Origin of the sequence: Devosia enhydra, from assembly GCF_900119845.1 — a bacterium.
Taxonomy (GTDB): Bacteria; Pseudomonadota; Alphaproteobacteria; order Rhizobiales; family Devosiaceae; genus FPKU01.
In genome coordinates, this window is sequence record NZ_FPKU01000002.1 from 757664 (window position 1) to 781279 (window position 23616).

Annotated in this window: 19 protein-coding genes; 6 read left to right on the forward strand and 13 right to left on the reverse strand. The window is 67.3% G+C overall.

Annotation, left to right across the window (positions count from 1 at the left end; all coding sequences use genetic code 11):
- The first annotated feature begins 63 nt into the window (after positions 1 to 63).
- The 4 genes from BT183_RS12795 to BT183_RS12810 are packed head-to-tail and all read left to right on the forward strand — an operon-like array spanning position 64 to position 4422.
- The gene (locus BT183_RS12795) at positions 64 to 1596 is read left to right on the forward strand and encodes an ABC transporter ATP-binding protein (RefSeq protein ID WP_143145790.1); all 1533 of its coding nucleotides are present in this window, start codon (positions 64 to 66) and stop codon (positions 1594 to 1596) included.
- The gene (locus BT183_RS12800; RefSeq protein ID WP_072343658.1) at positions 1593 to 2678 is read left to right on the forward strand and encodes an ABC transporter permease; all 1086 of its coding nucleotides are present in this window, start codon (positions 1593 to 1595) and stop codon (positions 2676 to 2678) included. The genes BT183_RS12795 and BT183_RS12800 overlap by 4 nt, the downstream gene beginning before the upstream one ends.
- Entirely contained in the window at positions 2678 to 3631 is a 954-nt protein-coding gene (locus BT183_RS12805; RefSeq protein ID WP_072343660.1) for an ABC transporter permease, read from the forward strand. Before BT183_RS12800 ends, BT183_RS12805 begins: the two co-directional genes overlap by 1 nt.
- Positions 3631 to 4422 (forward strand): TatD family hydrolase, encoded by a 792-nt coding sequence (locus BT183_RS12810; protein WP_072344730.1) that lies wholly within the window; start codon positions 3631 to 3633, stop codon positions 4420 to 4422. Before BT183_RS12805 ends, BT183_RS12810 begins: the two co-directional genes overlap by 1 nt.
- A 60-nt stretch (positions 4423 to 4482) precedes the next feature.
- Here the strand turns inward: BT183_RS12810 and BT183_RS12815 are convergent, their stop codons facing one another.
- The 7 genes from BT183_RS12815 to katE all read right to left on the reverse strand — a co-directional run bounded on the left by BT183_RS12815 (position 4483) and on the right by katE (position 14636).
- The gene (locus BT183_RS12815; RefSeq protein ID WP_072343663.1) at positions 4483 to 5163 is read right to left on the reverse strand and encodes a response regulator; all 681 of its coding nucleotides are present in this window, start codon (positions 5161 to 5163) and stop codon (positions 4483 to 4485) included.
- On the reverse strand, positions 5160 to 7823 hold the full coding sequence (locus BT183_RS12820; RefSeq protein WP_072343667.1) for a sensor histidine kinase: 2664 nt from the start codon (positions 7821 to 7823) through the stop codon (positions 5160 to 5162). The genes BT183_RS12815 and BT183_RS12820 overlap by 4 nt, the downstream gene beginning before the upstream one ends.
- Before the next feature lies 1 nt (position 7824).
- Complete coding sequence (gene kdpC, locus BT183_RS12825) at positions 7825 to 8394, reverse strand: potassium-transporting ATPase subunit KdpC (RefSeq protein ID WP_072343670.1); 570 nt, start codon at positions 8392 to 8394, stop codon at positions 7825 to 7827.
- A gap of 11 nt (positions 8395 to 8405) precedes the next feature.
- On the reverse strand, positions 8406 to 10463 hold the full coding sequence (kdpB, locus tag BT183_RS12830; protein ID WP_072343673.1) for a potassium-transporting ATPase subunit KdpB: 2058 nt from the start codon (positions 10461 to 10463) through the stop codon (positions 8406 to 8408).
- Between the two features lie 12 nt (positions 10464 to 10475).
- A complete protein-coding gene (gene kdpA, locus BT183_RS12835; RefSeq protein WP_072343676.1) occupies positions 10476 to 12182 on the reverse strand; it encodes a potassium-transporting ATPase subunit KdpA in 1707 nt (568 codons plus the stop codon).
- 12 nt (positions 12183 to 12194) lie between these two features.
- On the reverse strand, positions 12195 to 12308 hold the full coding sequence (locus tag BT183_RS12840; protein ID WP_084603507.1) for a potassium-transporting ATPase subunit F: 114 nt from the start codon (positions 12306 to 12308) through the stop codon (positions 12195 to 12197).
- Positions 12309 to 12527: 219 nt separating this feature from the next.
- Positions 12528 to 14636 (reverse strand): catalase, encoded by a 2109-nt coding sequence (gene katE / locus BT183_RS12845; protein ID WP_072343681.1) that lies wholly within the window; start codon positions 14634 to 14636, stop codon positions 12528 to 12530.
- 224 nt (positions 14637 to 14860) lie between these two features.
- On the opposite strand from katE, the gene BT183_RS12850 reads away from it, so the two are divergent.
- Positions 14861 to 16420, forward strand: coding sequence for a sensor histidine kinase (locus BT183_RS12850; RefSeq protein WP_177282517.1), 1560 nt, complete (start codon positions 14861 to 14863; stop codon positions 16418 to 16420).
- 22 nt (positions 16421 to 16442) lie between these two features.
- On the opposite strand, the gene BT183_RS12855 is transcribed toward BT183_RS12850, so the two are convergent.
- The gene (locus BT183_RS12855) at positions 16443 to 17414 is read right to left on the reverse strand and encodes a sensor domain-containing diguanylate cyclase (protein WP_072343686.1); all 972 of its coding nucleotides are present in this window, start codon (positions 17412 to 17414) and stop codon (positions 16443 to 16445) included.
- A 238-nt stretch (positions 17415 to 17652) separates the two neighbouring features.
- Between BT183_RS12855 and BT183_RS12860 the strand changes: the two genes are divergently transcribed.
- Positions 17653 to 18471, forward strand: coding sequence for a DUF1206 domain-containing protein (locus tag BT183_RS12860; protein ID WP_072343688.1), 819 nt, complete (start codon positions 17653 to 17655; stop codon positions 18469 to 18471).
- A gap of 25 nt (positions 18472 to 18496) precedes the next feature.
- On the opposite strand, the gene BT183_RS12865 is transcribed toward BT183_RS12860, so the two are convergent.
- From BT183_RS12865 to BT183_RS12885, 5 genes are all read right to left on the reverse strand, one after another.
- Positions 18497 to 19063: a DUF3299 domain-containing protein gene (locus tag BT183_RS12865; RefSeq protein WP_072343690.1), complete on the reverse strand. Its 567-nt coding sequence runs from the start codon at positions 19061 to 19063 to the stop codon at positions 18497 to 18499.
- Between the two features lie 16 nt (positions 19064 to 19079).
- Positions 19080 to 20339, reverse strand: a complete 1260-nt coding sequence (locus BT183_RS12870; RefSeq protein ID WP_072343694.1) for an ABC transporter permease — start codon at positions 20337 to 20339, stop codon at positions 19080 to 19082.
- On the reverse strand, positions 20336 to 21037 hold the full coding sequence (locus BT183_RS12875) for an ABC transporter ATP-binding protein (protein ID WP_244545328.1): 702 nt from the start codon (positions 21035 to 21037) through the stop codon (positions 20336 to 20338). Before BT183_RS12875 ends, BT183_RS12870 begins: the two co-directional genes overlap by 4 nt.
- 47 nt (positions 21038 to 21084) lie before the next feature.
- Positions 21085 to 21717 carry a ZrgA family zinc uptake protein gene (locus BT183_RS12880; RefSeq protein ID WP_072343698.1) on the reverse strand — a complete coding sequence of 211 codons (633 nt, stop codon included), beginning with the start codon at positions 21715 to 21717 and terminating at the stop codon, positions 21085 to 21087.
- 83 nt (positions 21718 to 21800) lie between these two features.
- Positions 21801 to 23384, reverse strand: a complete 1584-nt coding sequence (locus BT183_RS12885; RefSeq protein WP_072344734.1) for a zinc-binding metallopeptidase family protein — start codon at positions 23382 to 23384, stop codon at positions 21801 to 21803.
- Between the last annotated feature and the right edge of the window lie 232 nt (positions 23385 to 23616).

Below are 23616 nucleotides of genomic sequence, written 5' to 3' on the forward strand. Positions count from 1 at the left end.
CACCTGCAGCTGTTTGCCGGTTTTCCAAGACCCGCGAACGCTGCAGGCTGACGGAGCCAAGCCATGCCCTCTCCTGCGGCCGCGCCGATGCCGGCTCTCGCCCTTTCGGGCGTCACCGTGCGCTTTGGCACTTTCACCGCCAATGATCGCATCGATTTCTCGGTCGGTTCGGGAGAGGTGCATGCCCTGCTCGGCGAGAACGGAGCCGGCAAGACCACGCTGATGCGCGTCGTCGCCGGTCTCCTCAAGCCGCAGGATGGCACGATTGCCATCAACGGGACCCCCGTCACGCTCAATTCCCCGCTCGATGCGGCAGCGCTGGGCATCGGCATGGTGCACCAGCACTTCATGCTGGTCCCACCCCTAAGCGTCGCGCAGAACGCCGCGCTGGGCCTGCCGCGGGTGGGGCGGTTCTTTCCCGACATGCGCAGGGTCCGCGCCGACCTTGCGGAAATCTCCGAGCGCTACGGCCTCGAGGTCGATCCCGATGCCATCGTGGGCGATCTTACCGTCGCCGGGCAGCAGCGCGTCGAGATCGTCAAGGCGCTCTATCGCGGGGCGCGCATCTTCGTGCTCGATGAACCCACCGCCGTGCTGGCGCCCAAGGAAGTCGAAGGGCTGTTCCGCGTCCTGCGCATGCTGGCCGAGGCCGGCACCGCCATGGTCTTCATCAGCCATAAGCTCAACGAGGTGATGGAAATCAGCAACCGCGTCAGCGTCCTGCGCCAGGGCAAGCTCGTGGCGACGCGGGCGACTGCCGAAACCAGCGGCGCCGAACTGGCGCGCCTGATGATCGGCTCCGATTTCGAGTTGCCTCATGTCAGCGACACGGTCCCGCAGGACGCACCGGTCCGGCTCGAGGCCCGCAGCCTTGCCTATCGCGACGAGCGCGGCGTGCCGCGGCTCGACGGGCTCGATCTCTCCGTCCGCCGAGGCGAGATCGTCGGTATCGCCGGGGTCGACGGCAATGGCCAGCAGGAGCTGGCCGAAGTGCTCACCGGCTTGCGCCAGCCGCAATCGGGCACGCTGATGATCGATGGCACGGATGTCACCGGCTCCGACCCGGCCCGCCGCATCGGGCTGGGGCTCGCCCATGTGCCGGAGGATCGGCAGCGCACCGGGATCGTCGATCTCTCGATCGCCGAAAACGCCGTGCTCGAAACCATCGATCGTCCGCCAGCGTCGCGTCGCGGCATCCTCTCCCATTCGGCCATCCGCGCCTTTGCCGAGACGCTCATCGCCGATTACGATGTGCGCTGCACCGGCCCCCGCCAGCCCATCACCACGCTCTCGGGCGGCAACCAGCAGAAGGTCATCCTGGGCCGGGCGCTGTCGCGCGATCCGGGCGTGATCGTCGCCGTGCAGCCCACCCGCGGGCTCGATGTGGGTGCCACCGCCTTCGTGCACCGGCAATTGCTCGAGCAGCGCCGGCGCGGCGCCGCGATCGTGCTGGTCTCGACCGAACTCGACGAGGTGCTGGCGCTGTCGGACCGGGTGCTGGTGATCTATGCCGGCCGCATCGTCGGCGAATTGCCCCGCAACCAGATCGCGCTCGACAGGCTGAGCGCGCTCATGACCGGGCAGGCCGCCGCATGAGCGCCGAGCCCGTGTCCACGCCCGCCGCCCCTGCACGGCCCACCGGCCGGTTCGGCGATGCGGGCCGGCGCGTTGCCGCCAGCATCATCGCCGTGCTCCTGGCGCTCGCCTGCGGCGCCATCCTCATCGCGCTCTGGGGCGTCAATCCCGTTTCGGCCTATGGCGCCCTGCTCAATGGCGCCTTCGGCAATCTCAACAGCATCGCCGAAACCCTGCTGCGCGCCATTCCGTTGACCTGCACGGGCCTTGCGGTTGCATTCGCCTTCCGCGCCGGTACCTTCAATATCGGCGCCGAAGGCCAGCTGATGTTCGGGGGCGCGGCGGCCGCGGCCGTGGGGCTGGCCCTCCCGCATCTGCCTCCGCTCCTCCTCATTCCCTCGATGATGGGGTCGGCGATGATCGCGGGCGCGCTCTGGTCGCTGCTGCCCGGCGTGCTCAAGCTGCGCTTTGGCGCCAATGAGCTGATCACCACCATCATGCTCAATTATGTGGCGATCCACTTCATCTCCTTCCTGCTCTACGGGCCGATGCAGGAAAGCGCCGGCTATCTTGCCCAGACCGACCGGCTCGATCGCGCCACCACCTTGCCCCAGCTGATCGAGCGCACGCGGCTCCATATCGGCTTCCTCATCGTTCTGGGTGTCGTCGCCCTCTCCCATTTCGCCCTCTGGCACACCAGCTGGGGCTACAAGCTCAGGGTGGTGGGGCTCAACGCCCGCGTCGCGCTCAATTCGGGCATGGCCGTCACAGCCCTCACCGTCTCGGCGTTCCTCGTCAGCGGCGCGCTTGCGGGGCTGGCCGGCTACATGGAAGTGGTGGGCGTGCAGCGCCGCATGATCGAAGGCCTGTCGCCCGGCTTCGGCTATACCGGCATCATCGTGGCCCTGCTGGGTGGCACCTCTCCGCTCGGCGTACTCGCCGCCGCGATCCTCTTTGCCGCGCTCCAGGTCGGCGCGACCACCATGGAGACCGCCGAAGGCGTGCCCTCGACGCTGGCCACCATCATCCAGGGGCTGGTGGTGCTGTTCGTCATCGGGCGGGGCACCATCGATCTCGCCCTGCGCCGGAGGGGTTCCGCCTGATGGACACGATCCTCGCCTTTCTCACCGATCCGGTGTTCGTCGGCTTCCTCCAGGCCACGACGCGGCTCGCCATCCCCATCCTGCTGGCAGCCTTGGGCGGCATGTTCGCCGAGCGTTCGGGTGTGCTCAATATCGGGCTCGAAGGCATGATGCTGACGGGCGCCTTTGTCGGCTTTGTCACCGCCTTCCTCACCGGCAACATCTGGTTCGGCGTGCTCATGGGCACGCTCGCAGGAGGCGGGCTGGGGCTGATGCTGGCCTTTTATACCGTCACCCTGGGCACCAACCAGGTGGTGGCCGGCATCGCCTTCAACCTCCTCGTCGTCGGCGCCACGAGCTTTGGCTACCGCGCCGTCTTCGGCATGGGCACGGCCGCCCCGCGTGTCACCTCGCTCGAAACCCTGCCCATCCCCATCCTCGCAGATGTTCCCGTGCTAGGGCCCCTGCTGTTCCAGCAGACCGCACTGGTCTATCTGGCCCTGCTCCTCGTGCCGCTGACCTGGGTGATCATCGCCCGTATGTCGGCGGGCACCGCCATCGTTGCGGTGGGCGAGCATCCGCAGGCGGCCGAAACCCTCGGCATCTCGGTGGCGCGCACGCGCATTTTCTGCCTCATCGGCTCGGGGCTGCTGGCCGGGCTGGGCGGCGCCTTCCTCTCGCTGTCGGCCACCGGGCTCTTTCTCGACAACATGACGGCCGGGCGCGGCTATATCGCCCTCGCCATCCTGCTCCTGGGGCGCCGCCATCCCTGGGGCATCCTTCTGGCCGCCGCGCTCTTTGGCGGAGCCGATGCGCTGCAATTGCGCGGCCAGGGCCTTGGCATCGGGGTGCCCTACCAGTTCCTCGTCATGCTGCCCTATGTCCTCACCATCCTCGTGCTCATCGGCTTTGCCGGCAAGGTGCGTGACCCGGCGGCACTCGGCCAGCCCTTCAGGCGCGCAAAGGCCGAATGATGTTTGTCGATTCGCACCTCCATCTCGATTTCGATGACTTCGCCGAAAACCGCGAGGCGGTGTTGGCGCGGGCAGAAGCAGCCGGCGTCTCGGCTTTCCTCACCATCTCGATCCGGGTGCGCGACTTTCCCCGCATCCGCGCCATCGCCGAGCGCTACCCCAATGTCTGGTGCACCGTGGGCACGCTGCCCCATTTCGCCGATGAGGAGCGCGACGTCACCGCCGACGAGATCATCGCCCTTGCCGCCCACCCCAAGGTCATCGGCATCGGGGAGGCCGGGCTCGATACTTTTTACGGCAATGCCTCTTGGGAGGCGCAGATCGACGTGCTGCGCGCCCATTGCGACGCTGCCCGCCGCACCGGCCTGCCGCTCGTCATCCACAGCGTCCGTCAGGATGAGGCGATGGCAGAGCTCTTGACTCAAGAACACGCCAGGGGCGCCTTCCCCATTCTCATGCACGCTTTTTCCGGCGGTCACGACCTGGCCCAGGCCGTGCTCGGCCTTGGCGGATACATCTCCTATGGCGGGCTCCTGACCTATAATGAGAATACGGCCCAGCGCGAGATTGCGCGCAGTGTGCCGCTCGACCGCATCCTGCTCGAAACCGACGCGCCCTCGCTGGCGCCTGAACCGCACAGGGACGCGCCCAACGAACCGGCCTTCCTTCGCCACACCTCAGCGCTGCTCGCCAGGATCAAGGGCGTGCCTGAGGCCGAACTGGCGCTGCGCTCCACGGAGAATTTCTACCGCCTGTTCTCGAAGGCATCGCCGCCCGACCCGGCCGGGTGATCACGCCCTCGCTCTTGAAGTCCGCTTGAGCGCCGCTGCTGCGGCTGGACACGAGAGCGCTCAGCCCACCTCGAGCCTGTAGCCGACCCCGGCTTCATTGGTGATGAGGCTTGTGCCCGCCCCGTCGATCTTGGCGCGCAGCTGGCCGACCAGCACGCGCAGATAGTGCACGTCATCCCGGTGCGCCGGGCCCCAGAGCCGCTCGAGCGCCATGGCATGGGTCACCACCTTTCCGGCATTGTCGGCGAGCAGCACGAGCAGATCATATTCCTTGGGGGTGAGGTGAACCGGCGCGCCCTGCTGCGTCACGCGCCGCATGGCCCGGTCGAGCACCACCGGGCCCAGGGCCTGCGGCCCGACGGGCGGGGAAGGCGCGATCTCGGCGCGGCGCAGCGCCACGCGGATGCGGGCGAGCAGTTCTCCGATGCCGAAGGGCTTTTCGATGTAGTCGTCGGCCCCCGCATCGAGGGCGGCGATCTTTTCGGTCTCCTGGTCGCGGGCCGAGAGCACGATGATGGGCACCTGCGAAAAGCTGCGTAAGCGCGCGATCACGGCCTTGCCGTCCCCATCGGGCAGGCCGAGATCGAGCACGATCAGGGCCGGTGCACGCGTGGCCGCGAGGCGCATCGCCATGGCGGCGGTATCGGCGGTCTCGACCTCGAAATCGGAGGCCTGCAGCGCCGGCTTGAGGAAGCGCTGGATCTGCGGCTCGTCATCGACCACGAGGATGCGCGGCTTCATGACCCCGTCTCCCGGACGGCGGCGAGCTTGATGACGAAGCGCGTGCCGCGCCGCTTGAAGGCGGGGCTTTCGGCCCGCAGGGTCCCACCCATGGCGACGACCAGTCCACGGGCGATGGCAAGGCCAAGCCCCGTGCCGGCCTGGCGGCCATCGCCCTTGGCGCGGCGGTAGAAGCGCTCGAAGATGCGCTCGAGATCTTGGGGCGGAATGCCCCGGCCCTGGTCGGTCACGGCAATCGTCACGCCATCCTCCTGCCCGCGCGCATAGATGCTGACCGGGGCATCTCCGCCATATTTGCGGGCGTTGTCGAGAATGTTGAACACCACCTGCTCGAGCAGCGCCGGGTCGGCCTCGGCCTGCGGCATCGGATCGGCGATGCTGGTCTCGATCTCGAGCCCGGGATGGACGCGGCGCGCCCGCTCAGCGGCGGCGGCGATGACCGCGCGCACATCCACCGGCTCGCGCCGGGCCCGCACGAGGCCGGCATCGATGCGCGTCATGTCGAAGAGATTGCCAACGAACCGGCTGAGCCGACCCGCCTCCTCTTCGATGGCCGCGAGAAGGTCGGCGCGCGTTTCGGCCGGCATGCGATCGCCCAGTTCGCGCAGGCTGGTCACCGCGCCGGTGATGCTGGCCAAGGGGGTGCGCAGGTCGTGGGAGAGCGAGGAGAGCAGCGCGGCTTGAAGCTTTTCGCCCTCGCGCGCCACCGAGGCCTGCGTCGCCTCGCGCGTCAGCCGGGCCCGGTCGAGCGCGATGGCCGACTGTTCGAGCAGGGCATCGAGGGTGCGCTTGTGCTCCTCGGGGGCGGGGCCATCTTCGTGGCGCATGCTCAGGCCGACGACGCCCAGCACACGCTGGCCCGACAGCACGGGGCGAAAGAGATAGGGCACCTGCGGCAGCGTGCCGGTCAAGAACCCTGCCGCTTCACGCTTGTCGGCGGCCCAGCGCGCGGCCGTCATCGCGGTGGCATCGAGGTCCTGGTCCGGAGGCCAGGCGGCAGCAAGGGCAAGCTCGCCTTCCTCGTTCCGCACCAGCACCACCGTGGCTTGCCCGAAGGCGCCATGAAGGTGGCTGGCGATGGTTTCGATCACCTGCTCCTGCCCGAAGGCGCCCGAGAGCTTGCGGGCAAAATCGAGCAGGGCCCGCGCCTGCCGCGCCTGGTCGGCCGATCGGTCGAGGCTGATGCGCAGCCTCGCGGCAAGCTGGCCGGCGGCCAGCGCCACCGCGATGAAGATGCCCAGCGCAAGCACCTCTTCGGGCCGTGCGATGGTGAGGCGCCCGGTGGGTTCGATGAAGACCAGATTATAGGCGAGAAACGAGAGTACCGCGGCGAGGAGCGCCGCGAACCGCCCCGCCATCACTGCCGAAAGCAGCACCGCCGCAAGGTAGAGCATCGAGAGGTTCTGCAACGCCACGAGGCTCGATAGCCCTAGCCCCAGCAGCGTTGTCGCCCCCACGGTGATCGCGGGAACAACGAGGCTGCGAAGCGTCTCCGACCGCGAGAGGCGGCGCGGCCGTGTCCATGGCGTGCGTGCTTGCGGGCCCGAAACGACATGCACGCTGATGCCCCCGGCCTTTTGCACCAGGGCATCGGGCAGCGAGCGCCTCAGGGGCAGCATCCGTCCGGCTTTCCGCCCGATGACGATCTGCGTGATGTTCTCGCGCCGCGCCAGCCGCAGGATGGCCGACACGAAATCGGACGTGCTTTCCCGCCGGATCTCGGCGCCGAAGCGTTCCGCCTGCCGCAGCGTCTCCTCAAGCCGGTCGGTTTCCGCTGCGCTCGGGGGCAGGGCGTGCGGCCGGGTCAGCGACAGCACGATCCAGCGCGCATTGAGCCCCGAGGCGAGCCGCGCGGCCTCGCGCACCACGGCTTCGGACATTCCGTCCGAGCCGACGCAGACCAGAAGCCGCTCGCCCGTGGCCCAGGGCCCGTCGATGGCGCTCTGGCGCAGCAGCTCGACCATCTGGTCATCGACCCGGTCGGCGGCGCGCCGCAGGCTCAGTTCGCGCAGGGCGGTAAGCGTGGCGGGGCGAAAGAACCCTTCGAGCGCGCGCTCCGCCGTGCCCTCGAGATAGATCTTGCCGGACCGCAGCCGCTCGATGAGTTCACCGGGGGGCAGGTCGACCAGCACGATCTCGTTTGCGCCCTTGAGCACCGTGTCGGGCACCGTCTCGCGCACCGGTACGCCGGCAATCCGCGACACGAGGTCCGACAGGCTTTCCAGATGCTGGATGTTGAGCGCCGTCCACACATCGATGCCGGCATCGATGAGCTCGGCGATGTCCAAGTGCCGCTTGGGGTGGCGGGCGCCCGCGGGATTGGAATGGGCCAGTTCGTCGACGATCAGCAGCGCCGGGCGCCGCTTCAGCGCCGCATCGAGATCGAGTTCGCCATAGGGGCTGGGCCCGGCGAGCCGGGGCAGGGTCTCGAGGCCTTGCGCAAGCGCCTCGGTTTCGCCCCGGCCATGCGCCTCGACGAGCCCTAAGACCACGTCGACGCCCTTTGTGCGAAGCGCCTGGGCGCGCTCGAGCATGGCATAGGTCTTGCCCACCCCAGGTGCCATGCCGAGGAAAATCGTCAGCCTGCCGCGATTTTCGCGCGCGGCAAGCTCGAGCAGGGCCGCTGGATCGGGCCGGGGCGCATTTTGAGGGCGCTGCATACTACCTCGCCAGGGGCGTCTTTGCGTCGAGCGCCAGGTTGAGCGCGAGTACGTTGACGCGGGGTTCCCCGAAGATACCAAGCCAGGGGCCCTCCGTCATGTCGGCCACGAGGCGGGCGATCTCGGCCGGCGGAGTGCCGCGCGCCTCTGCCACGCGCGCCACCTGAAGCTGAGCCGTTTCGGGCGAGATATGGGGATCGAGCCCGGACGCCGATGTCGTGACGGCATCGGCCGGCACCGTGCCGGCGCCCCCGTTGCTGGTCACGGCCTCCCGCACGCGGGCGATGAGGCGCGCATCGGTCGGCCCGTAATTGGCGCCGCCCGATGCCGCGGCATTGTAGGGCGTGGTCGCCGTCGCCGAAGGGCGCGGCCAGAAATAGCCGGGCAGGGTGACGGCCTGCCCGACAAGGCTCGACCCGATGATTTTCCCGTCGCGCAGGATCGGGCTGCCATTGGCCGTTGCCGGCAATGCCGCCTGGCCGATGCCGGTGATGGCGAGCGGGTAGGCGATGCCGCAGATGAGGGTGAAGGCCAGCGTCAGGAGGATGGCGGGGCGGATGGGACTGAGCATGGGTTTGTCCTTCAGGCGATGCCGAGCGCGGTGATGGCGAGATCGATGAGCTTGATGCCGAGGAATGGCGCAACGAGCCCGCCGAGCCCGTAGACGAGGAGGTTGCGTGAGAGCAGCGCCGCCGCGCCCACCGGCCGGTAGGCCACCCCGCGCAGGGCGAGCGGGATCAGGGCCACGATGACGAGGGCATTGAAGATCACCGCCGAGAGAATGGCCGATTGCGCGGAGCCGAGGCCCATGAGGTTGAGCGCGCCCAGCCCCGGATAGGTCGCCACAAACAGCGCAGGGATGATGGCGAAATATTTCGCCACGTCATTGGCGATCGAGAAGGTGGTGAGCGCCCCGCGCGTCATCAGGATCTGCTTGCCGATCTCGACGATCTCGATGAGCTTTGTGGGGCTCGAATCGAGGTCCACCATGTTGCCGGCCTCGCGCGCCGCCTGTGTCCCCGATTGCATCGCCACCCCGACATCGGCCTGCGCCAGGGCCGGGGCGTCATTGGTGCCGTCCCCGCACATCGCCACGAGCCGGCCACCGGCCTGCTCCTTGCGGATATAGTCGAGCTTCTGCTCGGGCGTGGCCTCGGCGAGAAATTCGTCGACCCCCGCTTCCGAGGCGATCGCGGCTGCGGTCACCGGATTGTCGCCGGTGATCATCACCGTGCGGATGCCCATGGCGCGGAGCGCCGCAAAGCGCTCCTTGATGCCGGGCTTGACCACATCCTTGAGATGCACGACCCCGAGCAGACGGCCGGTCTCGGCGACCGCCAGCGGCGTGCCGCCGCTGCGCGCAATGGCCTCGACCGCGCCGAGAAAATCGCTGCCGGCCGTGGCCCGGTCGAGCCCGGCAAAGGCGAGCACCGCGTCGACGGCGCCCTTGCGGATGCGCCGATCCCCGATATCGACGCCCGAAAGCCGCGTCTGGGCCGAAAATGGCACGAAGCGTGCGCCCGCCTGTGCGGGGTCGGGCAAGCGTGCTTCATACTCGTCCTCTGCCAGCGCGACGATGGAGCGGCCTTCCGCGGTTTCATCGGCGAGGCTGGCGAGCAGCACTGCCTCGGCCAGGGCCCGCTCCGCAACGCCGTTGACGGGCACGAACTCGGCGGCCATGCGGTTGCCGAAGGTGATGGTGCCGGTCTTGTCGAGCAAAAGCGTGTCGACATCGCCCGCCGCTTCCACCGCGCGGCCCGACGTAGCGATGACGTTGAAGCGGATCAGCCGGTCCATGCCGGCAATGCCGATGGACGAAAGCAGCCCGCCGATCGTGGTGGGAATGAGCGTCACCAGCAGCGCCGCCAGCACCGTCACCGTCAGGGCGGTGCCCGAATAGAGCGCCAGCCCGTACAGCGTGACCACAGCCACGAGAAAGATGAGGGTGAGGCCCGAAAGGAGGATCGAGAGGGCGATCTCGTTGGGCGTCTTCTGGCGCTGCGCCCCCTCGATGAGCCCGATCATGCGATCGACGAAGCTTTCGCCCGGCCGCGTCGTGATGCGCACCCGGAGCCAGTCGGAGATCACCTCCGTGCCGCCGGTCACGGCTGAGCGGTCGCCGCCCGCGGCGCGCACGACGGGGGCGGATTCCCCCGTGATCGCGCTTTCATTGACCGATGCCACGCCCTCCACGATCTCGCCATCCCCCGGCACGATGTCGCCGGCTTCCACCAGCACGAGGTCACCGACCTTGAGGCTGGCGGCGGGGATGATTTCGCTCGACCGATCGCCCGGGCTTTGGGGAAAGAGCAGTTTTTTGGCCGAAAGGTTGGTCTTGGAGCGGCGCAGGCTTTCGGCCTGCGCCTTGCCGCGTCCTTCGGCCACGGCTTCGGCAAAGGTGGCAAAGAGCACCGTGAACCAGAGCCAGAGCGCGATCTGCAGGGAAAAGGCGACGTCCCCTTGGCCCGTCGCGAGATCGCCGACGACGATGGCGCTGACCAGCAGGGCGAGGATCTCGGTGACAAAGATCACCGGGTTGCGCACGAGCTGGCGCGGGTCGAGCTTGAGGATCGCCTCGCGCAATGCCGGCACGAGGATCGCCGGGCTCAGGATGGAGATGGGTTTTGCTGTGCTGGACATTTGCGGTCCGTCCTAAAAGCTCTGGCCCGAGATCATGGCGAAGTGTTCGGCCAGCGGGCCGAGGGCGAGGGCCGGGAAGAATTGCAGCCCGCCCATGATCAGGATGATGCCGATGAGAAGGCCCACAAAGAGCGGCCTGTCGGTGGGGAAGGTGCCCGATGAGGGCGGGATCCGCGGCTTTGACGCCAGCGATCCGGCGATGGCGAGCACCGGCACGAGGTAGGCGAAGCGCCCGATGAGCATCGCCATGCCCAGGGTGGTGTTGTACCAGGGCGTATTGCCCGAGAGCCCGGCAAAGGCCGAGCCGTTATTGCCCGCCGCCGAGGAATAGGCATAGAGGATTTCACTCAGACCGTGCGGCCCGGGGCTCAGGATCGAGCCCGTGCCCAGCGGCATCACCGCCGAAATTGCCGTGAACCCCAGGATGGTGAGGGGCAGGATGAGGATGGCGAGCATCGCCAGCTTCATCTCGCGGGCCTCGATCTTCTTGCCCAGCAGTTCGGGGGTGCGCCCCACCATCAGCCCGGCAACAAAGACCGCCAAGATGGCAAAGACGATCATGCCGTAAAGGCCCGAGCCCACCCCGCCGGGCAAGACCTCGCCCAACTGGATCAGGAGCATCGGCACGAGCCCGCCCAGGGGCGTCAGCGCGGCATGCATGGCGTTGACCCCGCCATTGGAAAGCCCGGTGGTCACGGCGGCATAAAGCGCGCTCATGGCCTGGCCGAAGCGGACCTCCTTGCCCTCCATATTGCCCTGCGCGGCATCGACGCCCACTGCATGCAGCAGCGGATTGCCGGCGGTTTCGGCCCAGTAGATCGCCCCGATCCCGGCGCAAAGGAGCACGAGGGTCACCGCGATCAGCGCCCAGCCCTGACGGCGATTGCCCACCATCTGGCCGAAGCTGTACATCAGGGCCAGCGACACCGAGAGCATGGCAACAATGTTGAGGGCATTCGAGAAGGCGGTGGGGTTCTCGAATGGATGGGCGGCGTTGACGTTGAAGAAGCCCCCGCCATTGGTGCCCAGCTGCTTGATCGCCTCCTGGCTCGCCACCGGGCCGGTGGCGATGGTCTGCTGCACCCCTTCGAGGGTCGTTGCGGCAAAGCTCGCCTCGAGTGTCTGCGGAACGCCCATCGCGATGAAGGCGAGCGCCACGAGGATGGCGAGCGGCATGAGGATGTAGAGGGTCGCCCTCGTCATATCGACCCAGAAATTGCCCACCACGCCCGAGGAGCCCGAAAAGGCCCGCGTCACCGCCATGGCGACGGCCATGCCGGTGGCGGCCGAGAGGAAATTCTGCACCGTGAGCCCGGCCATCTGGCTGAAATGGCTGAGCGTGGTCTCGCCCGCGTAATTCTGCCAGTTCGTGTTGGTGACAAAGCTCACGGCGGTGTTGAAGGCGAGATCGGGCGCGAGCCCCGCAAAGCCCTGCGGATTGAGGGGCAGCAGCCCCTGAAGCCGCAGCAGCGCATAAAGGGCGAGAAAGCCCGACACTGCGAACCAGAGCACGCTCCAGGCATAAGCAAGCCAGCCCTGCTCTCGGCCGGCCCCGGGGCCGGCCAGCGCCAGCAGGCCGCGCTCGAGAGGCCCGAGCACGGGGTCGAGCCAGGTGCGTTCGCCCGAAAATACGCGCGCCATGTAAAGCCCCAGGGGCTTTGCGAGCAAAAGCACGATGATGAGCAGGATGAAAATCTGCAGCCAGCCGGAAAGGGTCATCACCGCCTCCGCTCAGAAGGCTTCGGGACGCAGCAGCGTCACGAGCAGATAGATGCCGATACCGACGGCGATGAGAAAGGCGAGGAGCAGCATGGTGCCCTCACAGCCGGTCGAGCGCGGCCGCATAGGCGGCAAGCGCCGCGAGCGTTCCGGCGCCGGCAAGGATGAAGATCAGGTCGAGCATGAGCGTGTGCCTCCAGTCTGGAGGCTTGCAATGCGCGCTCGGCCCGTCAGCTTTCCATGCGGAAGGACGAGGTCGGCCATAAGGATTTCATAAAGATGCCGTGCCGGCGCTGGCCGGCACGGCGGTCTTGGGCCCCTTTACGGGCTCGGACAGCCCGGGGATCAGGCGCCGTCGGGCCGGTCCCAGAAGCGCAGGGCGGCGCAGGCCTTGAGGAAGCGTGCGGCATCCGCCGGGCGCTTGAGCGGCACCATTGCCGCGTCGGGTTCGGGCGGCAGCCCGGCCTTCTGCATCAGCGGCAATGCGGCCTCAGTAAAGCCGATGAACTTGTAATGGGCATAGGCATCGGCGGCGAAATCGCGGGCCGGCGGCACACGCAGGAGCTTTGCGGCCCCCTCTTCGCCCAGAACCAGGGCCACGGCGTCGAACAGAACCGATGGCCCGCCATCGATCTTGTGCTGGGCCACAAGCCGGGACCCATCGCTCAGCGTCACCCCGCCGACGGTGGGCGCGATGATCTCGACGACGGCGGGGATCGAAAGAGCCGCCGCCTCGAGGGCCTTGACCAACTCCGCATCCGCCCCGTCGGTGACGAGGATGCCGAGCTTGCGCCCGGCAAAGCTCGTGGGGCGCTTGAGGATGCTGAGCGCGTCCGAGGGCGGAAGATCGGTCCTGGGCTCGGCTGCGGCATCGGCGGCTGGGGGCAGGTCGGCCTCCCCGAGCCCGTCGGCCACGGTGCGCGCCAGCCCGTCATCGATGTTCTGCAGATGCGCCAGCATGCGCAGGCGGATGGCGGGCACTTCGCATTTGCTGAGCTCGAACACCAGCGCATCCCCGATATGGCGCTGCTCGACCGGGGTTTGGCTCACATAGAACTGCCGGGCCTGGCTGTAATGGTCGGCAAAGCTCTCCGGCCGCGCCCTTACCTTGGGGCCGTCGGCCGGCTCGGGCAGGGTGGAAAAGCCCCTTTGCGGGTCCTCGCGCGGCCCACCGATCTTCGGGCCCCAGGAATTGGGCTCGTAATTGGCCCGTCCTCGCGGGTTGTGGAAGGCCATGTGGCCGTCCTGCTGGAAGTGGTGGACCGGGCATTTGGGGGCGTTGATCGGCAGGTGGGTGAAATTGGGTCCACCCAGCCGCTTGAGCTGCGTATCGAGATAGGAAAAGTTGCGCCCCTGCAGCAGCGGGTCGTTCGAGAATTCGATGCCGGGCACGATGTTGTGCGTCATGAACGCCACCTGCTCGGTCTCGGCGAAGAAGTTCTCCGGCATCCGGTCGAGCACGAGCCGACCCACCGCCACCGCCGGCACGAGCTCCTCGGGAATGAGCTTGGTGGGGTCGAGGATGTCGAAATCGAAGCTTTCGGCGAAGTCCTCGTCGAAGGTCTGCAGGCACAGCTCCCATTCGGGGAAGTCGCCGGCCTTGATGGCATTCCACAGGTCGCGGCGATGGAAGTCGGGATCGGCCCCGTTGATCTTGACGGCCTCGTTCCAGACCACCGATTGCAGCCCCAGCTTGGGCTTCCAGTGGAACTTGACGAAGCGCGACCGGCCCTCTGCGTTGACGAGGCGGAAGGTGTGCACCCCGAACCCTTCCATGAAGCGGAACGAGCGCGGGATCGCCCGGTCCGACATCACCCACATGATCATGTGCATGGATTCCGGGGTCAGCGAGATGAAGTCCCAGAAATTGTCATGGGCGCTCTGGGCCTGCGGAAAGGCCTTGTCGGGCTCCTGCTTGACCGAATGGATGATGTCGGGAAACTTGATGGCATCCTGGATGAAGAACACCGGGATGTTGTTGCCCACGAGGTCCCAGTTGCCCTCCTGGGTATAGAGCTTGACGGCAAAGCCGCGCACGTCACGCGCGAGGTCGAACGAGCCCTTGTTGCCCGCCACGGTCGAAAAGCGCACGAAGGCCGGCGTCTTTTCGCCGGCGCGCTGGAAGAGGTCGGCCTTGGTGAGCTCGGGGATGGGCGTCAGGGTCTCGAAATAGCCATGCGCGCCATAGCCGCGCGCATGCACCACGCGCTCGGGAATGCGCTCGTGGTCGAAATGGAACATCTTCTCGCGGAAGTGGAAATCCTCCATCAGGGCGGGCCCGCGGCGCCCTTGCGTGAGGGTGTTCTGGTCGTCGGCCACCGGGGTGCCCTGCTGGGTGGTGAGGGTGAGGTACCCCTCCTGCGCCACCTGATGGGTTTCACCACCCTCGCCCCGATGCGTTCCCTGCGGGGCAGGCTGGGCGGCACGTGCTTTGCTGCGGGGGGTCCTCGCCATGGTCGGCTCCTTGCTGATGTGGTCAGCTGAGCAAGTTCGCTCGGCCCGATCCGTTCCTCGCCATCGCTCCGGCCATCCCGGCGGGGCGGCGATACGCCCGGCCAGGGCATGTTCAGGTTTGCCCCTCTCTGGTGTTCAGACTAGAGTTCGAAGAGCCGCTGCATGTCGAAACCGGGCGGCGCTGGTTCCTCAAGGGATCATGACGGCGTTTGGGGATGGGCGCGATGCGATCCTGGAAGAATGCGAGCGCCATACCGCTGGCCATCAGCCTCGTGGCGCTGTTTGTCGCGCTGTTCGTCGGCATCCTGGGCTATTTCATCGTGCAGGGCGTCCGCCAGACACAGGAGCGGCTCGAGGAGCAGTCGGCCTCGGCCGCCCAGGTGGTGTCCACCAATGCCTTCTGGATCGCCGAGCTCGCCACCCAGACGCTCGAGCGCGTCGATGCGGCGCTCGGGGCCGATCTCGTGGCCGCCGACCAATCCATCCAGGTGGTGCTGCAGGGCACCCCGACCCTTGCCGACATCTATGTCATCGATCGCGATGCCCGCACGCTCTACGCAACGATCGAGGGGGCCGCGTCCGTATCGGTCGCCGACCGGGAATATTTCACCGCGCTGCGCGACGGGATGCCGTTTTACACCTCGCCGATGCTGATGAGCCGGCTCACCGGCGACCGCATCTTCGTGTTCAGCAAGCGCCTCGAGCGCGACGGGCAGTTTGCCGGGGCGGTGATGATGTCCTTCCCCGATGCGGTGCTCGACGAGCTCTTCTCGACGCTCGGGCTACCCTCGGGATCGACCATCAGCCTCGTCCGCGAGGACGGGCAGCTGATGGGCCGCTATCCGCCTGCCGACGCGCCGGTCGATCTCGGCAGCCACCCGCTCATCACGCAATATTATCCGGCCAGCGACACCGGCACCTATGTGTCCCCCACATCGCCGGTCGACGGTATTGCGCGGGTGGTGAGCTATCGCAAGGTGCCGGGCAAGCCCATCCTTGCGCTGGCATCTGTGGCCACCGACCAGCGCTGGAGCGATTTCCGCACGGCGATTTCGTCGGTGATCCTGATCGCCTCACCCATCCTTCTGGCGCTGGTTCTGGGCTGCGGCTGGATCGTCTGGCTCTTGCGGCGCGACCGCAAGCGCTCCACCGAACTCCAGGCGTCGGTGGATCTCAACACCATGCTGTTTCGCGAGATCCATCACCGGGTGAAGAACAATCTTCAGTCGATGCAGGCCCTGGTGCGCATGCAGCACATGCCCGACACGGTGAAGCGCGACTTGCAGAGCCGGCTTGCCGCGATGGGCGCCATGCACGAGCATATCTACCAGCACGACAGCTATGGCGACATCGATGCCCATGATTTCGTGCCGGCTGTGGTGGAACAGGTGCGCACCGCCTATGGCGCCAGTGCCGAGGTGGTCTACGAGATCGACCATGTCGCCATCGATCGCGACCATGCCACCCCGCTGGCGCTGCTGCTGAGCGAGATCATCACCAACGCCTTCAAATACGCCTTCCCCGATGGGCGCGATGGCCGATTGACCATCAGGCTGGCCGACAGGGGCGGCGGCACGGCCCAGCTGGTCATCGCCGACAATGGGGTGGGGATGGACCAACACGTCAATCCGCGCAGCATGGGCATGCGCCTCGTCCAGGGCACGGTCGCCCAGATGGGGGGCACCTACAGTTTCCGCAATGAGGGGGGGGTGGTGTTCGATGCGACGCTGCCGCTGTCGATCTCGGCGCGGCATGCCCTCAGCACGGCCGAGACAGCCGCCTGACCGCCGCTCCGCGACAGCCCGATCAAGCCAGCAGCGTCTGGCCTTCGACCAGTGCTGCGGGCGAATAGACGCGCACGCAATCGCGCCCGTCCGCCTTCGCCCGATAGAGCGCGCGATCAGCCCGGTGGAGCACCGCGTCGGCGCTGGGGTCGTCGCACAATACCTCCGAGACCCCCATGCTGACCGTCATCGCAAAGGCGCCGGCCGGTCCTTCGACGATGGTCGCGGCCACGCGGCGGCGGATGCGCTCGGCCAGCAGCATCGCCTCCCAGCTGCCGATATCCCCCAGCAGCAGCGCAAATTCCTCCCCGCCCAGCCGCGCCGCGAGGCATCCAGCGGGCAGGCTCTGCGCCAGCGTCCGCGCGAGGGCCTGCAGCGCCCTGTCGCCCCCGACATGGCCATGCCGGTCGTTGATGCGCTTGAAGGTGTCGGCATCGAGCATGACCACCGAGGCCGTGCGGCGCAGCCCCTGCACGTCGGCAACCAGCTTGTCCACGGCTTCGAAAAAGGCCCGGCGGTTGGCGAGCCCGGTCAACTGATCGGTCGAAGCCTGGTGCTTGAGTTCCCGTTCGAGCAGCACGCGCTCGGTGATGTCCGAATGCGACACCACGGCGCCCTTGATCCGCGGGGCCCGCCCGGCCGCCGACTTGCCCAGGATGGGGCTGATGCGGGCGAGGAACCAGCGCTGGCCGCCCTCGGTCTGGCAGGCATATTCCTGGCGGAAGACCGGCAGGCGACCCTCGAAAACCGCACGCAATCCCTCATGGAACGCATCGGCGCCCTCGACGCCGGCCACGCTGGCCGACCAGCAGATATCGAGATAGTTGACCCCGATATCGGAGCGGCGCAGGTCGCGCCCGTTCTCGACCCCGAAGGTCTGCCAGGCGGCGTTGACGGCAATGATGGTGCCGCCTGCATCGAGCACGCAGATCTGCGAGGTCAGGGCGTCGATGACCGATACGGCAAGATCTGCAGTGCGAAGGCCGCGGCCCATCTCTATGCTCCCGCTCCGGCACATCGACCATCACCCGAAAGGCGCTAACACCGCGTGAATGACAACGCCCGTTGCGGCGTCTGTCGAGCGCCCCAAGCCAGCCCGAGCCCGCCCCGGCTCGTGGCATCGCTCTCGTCATGGTTTTGAGAGACCCCACCGCCCCCCGATAATCCCCGGGCTCGGGAACGGTTCAGTGGCTCGATCATTGCTTTTCCGCCACACCGAGGAAAGAGCAGCGATGAGCCAACATTTCGAAACACTGGCCCGTGTCGGCTATGGCGCGCGCGGGCTCGTCTATCTGGTTCTGGGTGGGCTCGCGACGGCGTCGGCCTTCTGGGGCGGATCGCAGGAGCAGGATACATCCTCGGCCCTCTCGCAGATGCTGTCGCTGCCCTTTGGCCGCATCCTGCTCGGGCTGGTGGCGCTCGGGCTCTTCGCCCATATCCTGTGGCGGCTGGCGCAGGGGCTGCTCAATGCCGACGATGTGGATGAGGATGCCAAGGGCCTCGTGACGCGCCTCGGCAGCCTTGCGAGCGCCGGGGCCAATCTGTTTCTCGCCCTGTCGGCGGCCGGCCTCGCCATCGGCATGGGGGGCGGTGGTGGTGGCGGCGGTGGCGAGGAGAAGGCCTCGGGCTGGCTCCTCCAGCAGCCCTTCGGGCCCTGGCTCCTCGGGGCCGCCGGTCTCATCGTCATCGGGGCCGGGCTGGCGCAGATCTGGTACGGGCTCTCGCGCGGCTATGCCAAAAGGATAGACCTGCCTGAAACCGCCAAGCCGGTGCTCGATCCGCTCTGCCGGTTCGGCCTTGCGGCGCGCGGCGCGGTGCTGGCGATCATCGGCGGCTTCCTCGTCTTTGGCGCCATGACGGTCTCGCCCGAGCAGGCCGGCGGCACGGCCGATGCGCTCACCTACATCCACGGCCTGCCCTTTGGCAGCCTGCTTTATGGCGTTACCGCGCTGGGGCTTTTCGCCTATGGCGGCTACAGCCTGGTGCAGGCCTTTTATCGCCGCATCGCCACCCACAAGGTGCAGGGCGCGCTGCGCAGCGCGCTCACCTGAGGGCGCCGGTCATCGCAAGCGCCCCTCAGTTGGTGCCCCAGAAGAACCGGTTCATGCGGCTCGAATTGGTGTCGTTGAGGAATTCGACGCTGGTGGCCTCGATGGTATAGCCCGCCGTCGTCACGTCGACGCTCGCCTTTTCGGCCCTCAACGTGCCGATGACGATCACCGGATCGACCGACAGCCGCGTCGCCAGCTGGATGCCCTCGGGGAATTCGGCCAGAACCAGCTGATTGGCCGGGGGCGGGGGCACATGCACGCAGACCCCGGTGAAGGGCGCGAGAAGGAAGGTGCCGACCCGCGATGCCCGCGATCCCGGCACGAAGGACACCGGCGTCACATAGCCGGTGATGCGCACCTCGAGCCCGTCGAGATCCTCGCGGATCGGCACGTCGCCATCATTGAGCCGCAGGGCGAGCCCCGTCTCGTCATGCTCGGTCAGCGCCACGGGCCGGGCCACATCGCCGCCATCGGGCAGAAGGTCTTCCCACCCCAGCTGCATCGGGTCGGCCAGCGCGGGGTTCGCCAGGATCGCAAGGCTGGCCAGTAGCGTGACGGAGAGAAAGGCGGTTGCGGCGAGGGGCTTCAGCATCTGGATGGTCTCCCTGTCAGTTTCTCACCGCCACGCCGTCGGCGAGCGAATTGCGATAGGCCTTGAAGGCGGGCACCAGCCCGGCAAGGGCAGCCGCGAGGATCACGAGCCCCATCATCGCCGCCTCCTGCGCCCCCGGCGCCGCGATTTCGAGCGCGATCCCGAAGCTGCGGTCGATCGCGGGGCCAAGCAGCGCGATGGCGGCGTAGGCGCCAAGGCCGCCCAGCAGCGTGCCGCACACCCCCATGAACACCGCTTCGGCCACCAGCAGGCCGAAAATGTGACGCGGGCTCGCGCCCACCGCCCGCAGGATCGCCATTTCCCGCCGCCGATCGTTGAGCATGGCGAGGATGGTGGCGACCATGCCGATGATCGCGGTCAGCACCACGAACACCGTGACGATCTGCAACCCCGTCTCGATGATCTCGGTGATCGACCAGAGTTCGAGCAGCGCCAGCCCCGGCACCACCGCTGACAATGCCTCGTCGGGATACTGGTTGATGACGCGTTGCAGGGTGAAGGTCGAAATGGGCGAGCGCAGCCCGAGAAACGCCGCCGTCACCGTCCTGGGCTCCAGCGCCATGTCCCTGATCGCCTCCACCGACGTTCCGGGTCCGGTCGGCACGCCGCCGCTTTCCCAGTCGACATGGATGGCTTCGATCGCCGCGAGGCTCACATGCAGCGACTTGTCGATGGGGGTGCCGGTGGGCGCAAGGATGCCGCTGACCCGGAAGGGGCGGTTGGCATGCTCGGCAAGCGACACGCTCCCCAGCCCATGGCCCACCACGATTTCGTCGCCCAGCCGGTAGCCCAGCGTCTCGGCAACGCTTGCGCCCAGCACGATGTCGAAGAGATCGGCAAAGGGCGCGCCCTCGGCAAAGCGCATGGCGTTGTCGTCGCGAAAGCGCAGCTGGGTGAAATAGTCGGGCGTGGTGCCCACGACGCGAAAGCCGCGATGGGAATCGCCCAGCGAGATCGGCACGATCCAGGCCACATCGGGATGGGCGGCGAGCTCCTGATATGTGGCCCAGGTGAAGTTGTTGGGCGCATCCCCGATCCGGAATACCGAATAGAGCATCAGCTGCACGCTGCCCGAGCGCGCCCCCACGATGAGATCGGTGCCCGAGACCGTGCCGGCAAAGCTCGAGCGCACGCCCTCGCGCACCTTGTCGACCCCGATCAGCAGCATGACGCTGAGGGCGATGCAGAAGATGGTCAGGACCACCATGCCGCCGCGGTTGAGAAGGCTTTTGAGCGCGAGCCGCGGGATGATCATGCCGCCCGGTCCCCGCGCGCCCGTGTCACGCGCGCCACGCTCTCGAGCGCGACGGTGCGGTCGAACAACGGGGCAAGGCTCATGTCGTGGCTCACCATCAGCAGCGTGCCGCCCATGCGCGCGATTTCCTCGCTGAGCACCGCGACAAAGGCATCCTGATGGGCCCGGTCGAGCGCCGAGGTCGGTTCGTCTGCGATGATGAGGCCCGGTGCCCCGATCAGCGCGCGCAGCACCGCCACGCGCTGCTGCTGGCCCACGCTCAGCCGGCCGGCCGCCTCCCCGGCATAAAGGTCGGGGTCGAGCCCGATGCGCGACAGCAGGGTCCGGGCCTGCGCGGCGGCCTCGGTGCCGCCCGCCCGCGCTCGCCGCTCCGGGGCAAAATGCAGCGGCAGCAGGATGTTGTCGAGGCAGGAGAGATAGGGAATGAGATTGAAGCTCTGGAAGATGAGCCCGATATTTTCGGCCCTGAAGCGGTCGCGGCGCGAGGGTCGGAGGCGCGCGATATCGGTGCCGGCGATGGCGATCCGCCCCTGCTGCGGCGTGATGATGCCGGCCAGAAGGCTCAGAAGCGTCGATTTGCCCGATCCTGACGGGCCGGCAAGCAGCACCCGCTCGCCCTTTTCGATCGCGAACCGGTCGATGGCGATCGAGAACCCGCCGGAGCGGCGCCACGAGAAGCCGACAGCTTCGAGGTCCACCGCCAGCGGCGCGGACGCGGCATCCTTCGCCTGGAAGGTTCGGGCGGTCAGAACCGGCCCTCCGGCTGCGCGCGCGTCAGCGTGAGGCGCCCCGCCTTGCGTGCCGAGACCATCTGCACATCGACGCTGTCCATCCCGTCGAACCGCTGGAACAGCGCGAGGCGGATGCCGGTGATCTCGTCGAGGCCCGGGCAGTCGAGCCGATAGTCCGCGACGATCTCGGCGTGGCCTTCGCCGCCATGCCCATGCTCGTCGTGATCGTGGCCATGATCGTCGTCGGCATGATCGTCATCGCGGTCGTGATCGTCGCCCTCCTCGTGCTCATGCCCGTGCTCCTCGTCCTCCGTGAACCGCACCTCGGCCGAAACGACCGTGCAGCTGGCCTGCGGCACGAAGCCCAAGACAGCCAGAGGATCCTCGAGAACCGCCAGCGCCGCATCGAGCCGCTGCCGCTCCTCCGCGCTTAAGGGCGCACGTTCAAAGCCGACGATATCGGCGCCGGGAGCCACGAGGCGCATCTCGATCCGGCTGCCGCCGGCGATCGCTTCGTGCGCGATGGTGAGGCTGCTCGCGCCATGGGCATGGGCGCCGGCGCTGCGCATCTGCGCCGATGCCGGGCCTGCGAGCGCCGCTGCAAGCAGCGCCGGACCGGCAAGCGCCAGAGGCAGGATGGGTTTCATCCGGGGTCTCCCTTCACGAGAGGTTGCGGGCGGGGGTAAGGGCGGGGGGCCATGCAGCCCCCCGCCTTGCCTCGGAACCAGCCCTATTTGGCCAGCATCGGATAGGTGACGCCGAGCTGCTCGAGATAGGTCTCGTGCTGGCTCGGATCGTAGTAGAACGCCTCCTGCTGCGGCCGATTGCGGGCATCGTTCTCCTTGTTGAGGTGGATCGAGGGGGAATCCTCGGGGCCCTCGAAGGGGAAATACTGGATGTCCTTGGTCTGCACGTCGGTGAAGTAGGCGTTCGCCTGGTCGATCAGCTCGGGGTTGAGCAGCAGGTCCATGGCGGTGAGCGCGGTCACCTTGGCGCCCGCCAGTGCGCCCTTGTGGGCGATGGGGGTCGCCACCGCGAGCGCCGCTTCCCAGCTATGGGTACGCGTACCGGCGATATTGGCCGGATAGCTCAGCCGCACCGTGGGCAGGGACCACATCACCTGCCCGATATCGTCCGAGGCGCCGGCGCCCACCTGCTCGACCGGGCCCGAAAGCTGGCCGATCTCGGTGCGCAGCCCGATCACGGCTGCCCCCACCGCTTCCTGCACGGCTTTGGCATAGGCCTGGTCGTCTTCGCTCCATTTGGGCATGCCGACATCGACGATATTGGCATATTGGGTTTCGGCGAGGATCTGGTTGCCATGCGAGGGCCAGGCCGAGCCCAGGATGCGGCGGCTGAATGTGGTGCCGGTCATCATCGTGGCGCCCTCGGCGATGCCGTCGGCGATCTCGAGCATCTCGTTGACGAGATTGGCGTCGGTATTGCGGAAATAATACCACACCGCCGCATTGCCCGGCACGATATTGGGCTGCAGCCCGCCATTGCTGATCACATAATGCGAGCGCTGGTTGGGATGAAGATGCTCGCGCCGGAAATTCCAGCCGGCATTCATCAGTTCCACCGCATCGAGCGCCGAACGGCCGAGCCACGGGCCGGTGGCGCCATGGGCGGTGACGCCCTCGAAGCTGTATTCCACCGACACCATCGCCATGGAGTTCTGCAGGCCCCAGCTGGTGCTGAGCCCGTTGCCCACATGGTTGGAGAGCACCACGTCCATGTCGTCGAGCACGCCGGCTTCCACGAACCACATCTTGGCGGCCAGCGCCTCCTCGGCGATGCCCGGCCAGATCTGCAGCGTGCCGTCGATGTTTTCGCGCTCCATCATGTCCTTGACCGCGAGCGCGCCGATGATGGAAACGGCGATGCCGGTATTGTGGCCCTCGCCATGGCCGTTGCCACCTTCGACCAGCGGCTCGAAATCGAGCACGCCGGGCTTCTGGGAAAGGCCGGGCAGTCCGTCGACGTCGGAGTTGAACGAGATGGCCGGCTTGCCCGTGCCGTTCGACCAGGTGGCCACCCACGCCGTCGGCATGCCCCTGATGCCGGTCTCGATGGTGAAGCCCTCGGCCTCGAGCAGGCCGGTGAGATAGGCGAGACTTTCCTTCTCGTGATGCGCCACTTCGGCGAAACTGAAGATCGAATCGACGATCTCCTGGGTCAGCTTGGCCTTGTCGTCGACAACAGTCTTGAGCTCCTGCTTGATCGCAGCGGCATCGCGTTCCTGCGCTGCGCCCAGGCCGATCATCGATACAGATGCCAGCAGGGCCACGGATACTCTCAATCCAGCTCTCATGTCACGCTCCTTCATCACCACACATATTGGTGAGAACAGCTTTGCACAACACTATACGACCCGCCAATACCAATTGTATGCAAAATACCAAAGAATAATACTGTATATTCGAGGTGTAAAAACACGCGCCTGCCGCGCAAAGGGGCAGTTGGGTATGAGCAGGACTGGCCGTCTGGAGGTCTCCGGCACCCGGAGATCTGCTGTGATTTATTGGCGTCGCCGTGCTTGTTGA

Bases quoted from the DNA above. Each gene is read 5' to 3' on its own strand.
- BT183_RS12795 (WP_143145790.1), top strand. From the start codon at position 64: ATGCCCTCTCCTGCGGCCGCGCCGATGCCGGCTCTCGCCCTTTCGGGC.
- BT183_RS12800 (WP_072343658.1), top strand. From the start codon at position 1,593: ATGAGCGCCGAGCCCGTGTCCACGCCCGCCGCCCCTGCACGGCCCACC.
- BT183_RS12805 (WP_072343660.1), top strand. From the start codon at position 2,678: ATGGACACGATCCTCGCCTTTCTCACCGATCCGGTGTTCGTCGGCTTC.
- BT183_RS12810 (WP_072344730.1), top strand. From the start codon at position 3,631: ATGTTTGTCGATTCGCACCTCCATCTCGATTTCGATGACTTCGCCGAA.
- BT183_RS12815 (WP_072343663.1), bottom strand. From the start codon at position 5,163: ATGAAGCCGCGCATCCTCGTGGTCGATGACGAGCCGCAGATCCAGCGC.
- BT183_RS12820 (WP_072343667.1), bottom strand. From the start codon at position 7,823: ATGCAGCGCCCTCAAAATGCGCCCCGGCCCGATCCAGCGGCCCTGCTC.
- kdpC (WP_072343670.1), bottom strand. From the start codon at position 8,394: ATGCTCAGTCCCATCCGCCCCGCCATCCTCCTGACGCTGGCCTTCACC.
- kdpB (WP_072343673.1), bottom strand. From the start codon at position 10,463: ATGTCCAGCACAGCAAAACCCATCTCCATCCTGAGCCCGGCGATCCTC.
- kdpA (WP_072343676.1), bottom strand. From the start codon at position 12,182: ATGACCCTTTCCGGCTGGCTGCAGATTTTCATCCTGCTCATCATCGTG.
- BT183_RS12840 (WP_084603507.1), bottom strand. From the start codon at position 12,308: ATGCGGCCGCGCTCGACCGGCTGTGAGGGCACCATGCTGCTCCTCGCC.
- katE (WP_072343681.1), bottom strand. From the start codon at position 14,636: ATGGCGAGGACCCCCCGCAGCAAAGCACGTGCCGCCCAGCCTGCCCCG.
- BT183_RS12850 (WP_177282517.1), top strand. From the start codon at position 14,861: ATGCGATCCTGGAAGAATGCGAGCGCCATACCGCTGGCCATCAGCCTC.
- BT183_RS12855 (WP_072343686.1), bottom strand. From the start codon at position 17,414: ATGGGCCGCGGCCTTCGCACTGCAGATCTTGCCGTATCGGTCATCGAC.
- BT183_RS12860 (WP_072343688.1), top strand. From the start codon at position 17,653: ATGAGCCAACATTTCGAAACACTGGCCCGTGTCGGCTATGGCGCGCGC.
- BT183_RS12865 (WP_072343690.1), bottom strand. From the start codon at position 19,063: ATGCTGAAGCCCCTCGCCGCAACCGCCTTTCTCTCCGTCACGCTACTG.
- BT183_RS12870 (WP_072343694.1), bottom strand. From the start codon at position 20,339: ATGATCATCCCGCGGCTCGCGCTCAAAAGCCTTCTCAACCGCGGCGGC.
- BT183_RS12880 (WP_072343698.1), bottom strand. From the start codon at position 21,717: ATGAAACCCATCCTGCCTCTGGCGCTTGCCGGTCCGGCGCTGCTTGCA.
- BT183_RS12885 (WP_072344734.1), bottom strand. From the start codon at position 23,384: ATGAGAGCTGGATTGAGAGTATCCGTGGCCCTGCTGGCATCTGTATCG.